Source organism: Nocardia sp. NPDC050630, from assembly GCF_044457245.1.
Classification (GTDB): domain Bacteria; phylum Actinomycetota; class Actinomycetes; order Mycobacteriales; family Mycobacteriaceae; genus Nocardia.
On sequence record NZ_JBITGN010000004.1, the window covers coordinates 295,297 to 301,688 of the forward strand.

The following is a 6,392-nucleotide window of genomic DNA, read 5'->3' on the forward strand; positions in this document are numbered from 1 at the left end:
CACAATACGCGAGGGCAAGGCCAGCGCCCAAACCGTCAGCGGCGGTAGTCGGCCGTGTAGTCGGGAGCGCCCGCACCGGAGCGCAGTTGGTGACGTCCGCCGCGCACGGTCCGGAGGGTGGAATTGAGAGTCTCCTCGAAGTCGGCGAGCCTGCTATCGACATAGTGGTCGCATTCGTCGCGCATCCGGTCGGCCTCTTCGTTCGCGCGGTCGATCAATCTGGCCGATTCGGCATGTGCGGCACGCACCACTTCGGTCTGCGCGACCAAGCGGTCGCGCTCGACCACGCCCTCGGCGACCGAACGGTCATAGGAGTCCTTACCCGCCTCGATCATCCGCTCGGATTCGATACGGGCGCGACCGGTGACGGCCTCGAATTCGGCATTGCCGTCGGCGACGATGCGGTCGGCCTCGGCCTGCGCGGTATTCATCAGGTGCTCGGCATGTGCGCTGGCCTCGGCGACCATGCGATCGGCGTGGGCCTTGGCGTCGGCGAGAATGCGGTCGGCTTCCTCGCGGGCCGATCCGATGGTCTGGTCCGCCTGGTCATTGGCGGTGGTCACGGTCTTCTCGGCGGCGGCGCGAGCGTCGGAGACGATCTTGTCGCGATGATCGAGCACATCCTGGGCATCGTCGAGTTCGCCGGGCAACGCATCGCGCACGTCGTCGAGCAGTTCGAGCACGTCACCGCGCGGCACGATGCAGCTGCGGGTCGGCGGGATGCCGCGCGCTTCTTCGACGATGGCGACCAACTCGTCGAGGGCTTCGAATACGCGATACATGCTCCTACCCCACTCTCCTGCAGACCTACGGCGAAACTCTCCGCCGTCAGCCCAGTGTGCCCCTCGTCACGGCTCCTGCCGAGTCACCCACCGGTGTGTCGTGTAGGTGTCTCGTACGCCACAAAAACAAGTGGAGGATATGCCTCCACTTGGTGCTACATTTATCCAGGAAGGTCAAAAACAAGATCTTCTTAAGCGGATCGCAGGCCCTGACCGGGACTGTGGAGATAGAGGAGGCCGACCGGGCGGATTGCGGTAACCATCGCGATTGTCCGTACCGAAGGCTCGTGTGGGATCGGAAAGACAATGACCGTACTGGAACTACCGCGGACGGCGGTTCTGCCGACAAGCAGCCTGTACACGCCGTGGGTGGGACCGTACCCGGTGCTGCAGTCGGCGACTGCAGCTCGGTTCGCCCAGTTGATGCAGTATCTGCGTGGCGACCGCGCGCTCGCTCAGCTGATCCGCTTCGCCTTGGTCGGCGGTTCCAGCAATGTCGCCTATGTCCTGCTGTTCTTCGCGATGCACGGCGTCGGCCCCCTGGTCGCCAATATCGCGGGCTCGGTCGTGAGCACCGTGATCGCCAACGAAATGCACCGTCAACTCACCTTCCACGCAGCGGGGCGGGTCGGCTGGTTCACCGCACAGTGGGAGGGCGGTGGGCTCGCGCTGGTCGGACTCGGGATCACCACCGCCGCACTTGCCGCGCTCGAGGTGTGGATGCCAGGTATGGGCGGTACGTTCCAGGCCGCGGCCATTCTGGCCATCACCGCTGCGGTGGGCGGTATGCGCTTCCTCGCCCTGCGCGGGTTGGTCTTCTGAGCTTTTATCACGAGTCCGCCCCGGTTCTTCCGAACCGGGGCGGATTTCGTTGGGGCGTTCAGCCTTTGCGTTCCGCGAGGCGATCGAGCAGGCGCTTGTGGACGGCGGCCGGAAGCATATCGGTGACATCGCCGCCGTAGGTCGCCACTTCCTTGACCAGTGAGCTGGACAGGAAGCTGAAGGTCGGGTTGGTGGCGATGAAGAAGGTGTCGACGCCGCTGAGCTTCTTGTTCATCTGCGCCATCTGCAGTTCGTAGCCGAAATCGGTGGCATCGCGCAGCCCCTTGACGATCGCGCCGATCCCCTCCTGCTTCGCGAAATCCACCAGCAGCCCCTGCCAGGAGGCCACCCGCACATTGGGCAGGTGCGCGGTCGCCTCGCGCAGCATCTCCATGCGCTCCTGCACGCTGAACATGCCCTGCTTCTTGGGATTGACCATGACGGTCACCACAACCTCGTCGAACTGGGCCGCGGCCCGCGCGAAGACGTCGATATGTCCATTGGTCACCGGGTCGAACGAGCCCGGGCACAACGCTCCTGCCATGGACAGACGGTATCAGGAGGCCGGATCGCCACCCCGAACGCCGCGATGGCGAAGTTACTCCGGGGCGAATTCGGCTAGTTCGAGGCGGGTTTCGCCGTACTTGCGCGGCTTGGCTGGGATATATCCTGCGGGCCAGGCGATCTCGGGCGAGCGAATGGAACGCTCGACCACGACGACGGCGTCCGGTGCCAGCCAGTTGTGTTCGGCCAGGGCGCGTAGGTCGGCGGTGACTGTTGTGGTCTCGATGTCGTAGGGCGGGTCGGAGAAGACGACATCGTATTTACCCGCGCCGCCGCCCGCGAGGACGGTGGCGACGGAGGCGATGCGGAGTTCGGCGCCGGGGAGGGCGAGATCGGCGATATTGCCACGCACGATGGCCGCCGCCTTGCGGTCGGATTCGATGAGTAGGGCGTGGGTGGCGCCGCGGGAGAGGGCCTCCAGGCCCAGCGCACCGGATCCGGCGTAGAGGTCGAGTACACGGAGGCCGTCGAAATCGATGCGGGCGTCGAGGGCGCTGAAAAGGGCCTCGCGCACCCGATCGGACGTGGGGCGGGTGCCCGCGGGCGGGACGCGTAGCCGCCGCCCGCCCGCGGTACCCGCGACAATACGGGTCATTCGGCCGCGGACTCGCGCACCGTGAGTTCGACCAGCAGGTCACCGCCCTCGACCTGCTGCACCTTGCCGATCGCGACGCGGCCCACGACGCCAGCGCGCGGTGCGGTGATCGCCGCCTCCATCTTCATCGCCTCGATGGTGCCGACGGTATCGCCCGCCGCGATCGAATCGCCTTCGGACACGGCGAGTGTCACCACACCGGCGAACGGGGCAGCGATATGGCCCTGGTTGTTCTTATCAGCCTTCTCGGCGGCCGGGATATCGCTGGCGATGGATCGGTCGCGCACGGCCACCGGGCGCAGTTGGCCGTTCATGATGCACATGACCGTGCGCATACCGCGCTCATCGGGTTCGGAGATGGCCTCCAGTCCGATGAGCAGGGTGACGCCCTTCTCCAATTGCACACGGTGTTCCTCACCGCGGCGCAATCCGTAGAAGAACTGGTTTGCCGACAGGCCCATGGTGTCGCCGTACTTTTCCCGGTGCGCGAGGAATTCGGCGGTCGGGCCGGGGAACAGCAGCCGGTTGAGCGTGGCGCGGCGCTCTTCGGAGGAACCGGCGAGTCCGGCTTCGTCCGCCGGGGTCAGCGCGGTCTCCGGCTTGGCCGCGCCGCGCCCGGCCAGCGCCCGACTGCGGAACGGCTCGGGCCAGCCGCCCGCCGGATTACCGAGTTCGCCACGCAGGAAACCGATTACCGAATCCGGAATGTCGTAGCGGCCCGGATCGGCGGCGAAACTTTCGATGTCGACACCGGTGCCGACCAGTGCGAGCGCGAGGTCGCCGACCACCTTCGAGGACGGAGTGACCTTGACCAGACGGCCCAGCAGTCGGTCTGCCGCAGCGTATTTCGCCTCGACCTCTTCGAAGCGGTCACCGAGACCGAGCGCGATGGCTTGCTGACGCAGATTCGACAGCTGACCGCCCGGAATCTCGTGGGTGTAGACCCGGCCGGTCGGGGCCGGCAGCCCGGATTCGAAGGGCGCGTACACCTTTCGCAGCGCCTCCCAGTACGGCTCCAGATCACAGACGTTCTGCAGGTTGAGACCGGTGTCGTATTCGCTGTGCGCCGCGGCCGCCACGATCGCGGAAAGCGCTGGCTGAGAAGTAGTTCCGGCCATGGCGGCACTCGCGCCGTCGACCGCGTCGGCACCGGCCTGCCAGGCGGCGAGGTAGGTGGCCAGCTGACCGCCTGGAGTGTCGTGGGTGTGCACGTGCACCGGCAGGTCGAAGTTGCTGCGCAGCGCGGAAACCAGGGTCGCGGCAGCCGGGGCGCGCAACAGACCCGCCATATCCTTGATGGCCAGCACGTGCGCACCCGCATCGACGATCTGCTCGGCGAGCTTGAGGTAGTAGTCGAGGGTGTAGAGGTTTTCGTCCGGGTTGGACAGATCGCCGGTGTAGCTCATCGCGACTTCCGCGATGGCCGTACCGGTTTCGCGCACCGCATCGATGGCCGGGCGCATCTGATCGACATTGTTGAGCGCGTCGAAGATACGGAAGATGTCGATACCGGTGTCGGTCGCCTCCTGCACGAACGCGCGCGTCACCTGCTCCGGATACGGCGTGTAACCGACCGTATTCCGTCCGCGCAGCAGCATCTGCAGACAGATATTCGGTACCGCCTCGCGCAGCGCCGCCAGCCGCTCCCACGGGTCCTCGAACAGGAAGCGCAGCGCCACATCGTAAGTCGCGCCACCCCAAGCCTCGATGGACAGCAGCTCCGGTGTCAGACGCGCGACATGTCCGGCGACACCGAGCAGACCATTGGTGCGCACCCGAGTGGCCAGCAGCGACTGATGCGCATCACGGAAGGTGGTATCGGTGACCCCGACGGCCTTTTGCTCACGCAGCGCCTGCGCGAAGCCTTCTGGGCCCAGGCGCAGCAGCCGCTGACGGGAACCGTCCGGCGGCGGCACGCTCAGATCGATGGCGGGCAGCTTGTCGTGCGGATACACCGTCGTCGGACGCTCACCGTGCGGCTTGTTGACGGTGATATCGGCGAGGTAGTTGAGGATCTTGGTGCCGCGGTCGGCCGAACCGCGCAGGGTCAGCAACTGCGGGCGTTCATCGATGAACGAGGTAGTGACCCGGCCCGCCCTGAAGTCCGGATCATCCAGCACCGCGAGCAGGAACCCGATATTGGTGGTAACGCCGCGGATGCGGAATTCCGCGAGTGCACGGCTGGCGCGCGCCACCGCGGCGGGTAGATCGCGGCCGCGGCAGGTGAGCTTGACGAGCATCGAGTCGAAGTAGGCGCCGATTTCCGCGCCCAGGTTCGCGCCGCCATCGAGACGAATACCCGCGCCGCCGGGGGTGCGGTAAGCGGTGATGCGGCCGGTATCGGGACGGAACCCATTGGCCGGATCCTCGGTGGTGATCCGGCACTGCAGGGCCGCACCGCGAATGGCGACCTTGTCCTGGCTCAGGCCGAGCTGCTCGAGGCTCTCCCCCGCAGCGATGCGCAGCTGGGACTGCACCAGATCGACATCGGTGATCTCCTCGGTCACCGTGTGCTCGACCTGGATACGCGGGTTCATCTCGATGAAGACGTGGTTGCCGCGCTCGTCGAGCAGGAATTCGACGGTGCCGGCACAGCTGTAGCCGATCTGGCGAGCGAAGGCCACCGCATCGTTGCAAATGCGCTCGCGCAGTGCGGGATCCAGATTCGGGGCGGGCGCGAGCTCGATTACCTTCTGATGGCGGCGCTGCACCGAACAGTCACGCTCGAACAGGTGCATGACATTGCCGTGCTGATCGGCCAGGATCTGCACCTCGATGTGGCGGGGGTTGACCACGGCCTGTTCCAGAAAGACGGTCGGGTCACCGAAGGCCGACTCCGCCTCGCGGGACGCGGCCTCGATCGATTCGCGCAGCTGTGCCGGATCGGCGACCCGGCGCATACCGCGCCCACCGCCGCCCGCGACAGCCTTCACGAAGATCGGATATTCCAGGTCCTCGGATGCGGCCAGCAGTTCGTCCACATCGGCGGAAGGGGCGCTGGATTTCAGCACCGGCAGCCCCGCCGCTCGTGCCGCCTCGATCGCGCGGGCCTTGTTACCAGCCAGTTCGAGCACTTCGGCCGATGGACCGATGAAAGTGATGCCCGCGCGGGCGCAGGCCGCGGCGAGGTCCGGGTTCTCCGATAGGAAGCCATAACCGGGGTAAATGGCGTCGGCACCCGCGGACTTGGCCGCCTCGATGATCGCCTCGATCGACAGGTACGCCCGGACGGGATGCCCCTGTTCGCCAATCTGGTAGGACTCCGCGGCCTTCAACCGGTGGACCGAGTTGCGATCCTCGTACGGGAAGACCGCAACCGTCCCGATGCCGAGTTCGTAGGCCGCTCGGAAGGCGCGGATGGCGATCTCGCCACGGTTGGCAACCAAGACTTTCGAGAACATTGAACTAAGGTACCCGTCCCGGAATCGTGGACTGACAGGGAAGTCACTTTCGCAGGAATCTTCACAACCAGTCCTAGCAGGCCTGCGAAGTTGTGTTCATACCGCTGACACATAGCTGTGTTAGATGGCCGCGGCTCCGCCGCGGCGTGTTCGCGGCCCCCTGTGTCTCGCCGCCCCGCCGGAGGCACACACCCCCAAGGCGCCAGCGCGTCGGCCGCGCCGGCACGC

Annotated in this window: 5 protein-coding genes; 1 reads left to right on the forward strand and 4 read right to left on the reverse strand. The window is 66.2% G+C overall.

Annotated features, from left to right (window positions below; all coding sequences use genetic code 11):
* Positions 1–35 precede the first annotated feature (35 nt).
* The gene (locus tag ACIBG0_RS13995) at positions 36–782 is read right to left on the reverse strand and encodes a DivIVA domain-containing protein (RefSeq protein ID WP_397032393.1); all 747 of its coding nucleotides are present in this window, start codon (positions 780–782) and stop codon (positions 36–38) included.
* Positions 783–1,088: 306 nt separating this feature from the next.
* Between ACIBG0_RS13995 and ACIBG0_RS14000 the strand changes: the two genes are divergently transcribed.
* Positions 1,089–1,604, forward strand: a complete 516-nt coding sequence (locus tag ACIBG0_RS14000) for a GtrA family protein (protein WP_397032395.1) — start codon at positions 1,089–1,091, stop codon at positions 1,602–1,604.
* Between the two features lie 58 nt (positions 1,605–1,662).
* Here the strand turns inward: ACIBG0_RS14000 and coaD are convergent, their stop codons facing one another.
* The 3 genes from coaD to ACIBG0_RS14015 are packed head-to-tail and all read right to left on the reverse strand — an operon-like array spanning position 1,663 to position 6,164.
* Positions 1,663–2,148: a pantetheine-phosphate adenylyltransferase gene (gene coaD / locus ACIBG0_RS14005; RefSeq protein WP_397032397.1), complete on the reverse strand. Its 486-nt coding sequence runs from the start codon at positions 2,146–2,148 to the stop codon at positions 1,663–1,665.
* A 54-nt stretch (positions 2,149–2,202) separates the two neighbouring features.
* Complete coding sequence (gene rsmD / locus ACIBG0_RS14010) at positions 2,203–2,763, reverse strand: 16S rRNA (guanine(966)-N(2))-methyltransferase RsmD (RefSeq protein WP_397032399.1); 561 nt, start codon at positions 2,761–2,763, stop codon at positions 2,203–2,205.
* Complete coding sequence (locus ACIBG0_RS14015; RefSeq protein ID WP_397032401.1) at positions 2,760–6,164, reverse strand: pyruvate carboxylase; 3,405 nt, start codon at positions 6,162–6,164, stop codon at positions 2,760–2,762. The genes rsmD and ACIBG0_RS14015 overlap by 4 nt, the downstream gene beginning before the upstream one ends.
* Positions 6,165–6,392 lie beyond the last annotated feature (228 nt).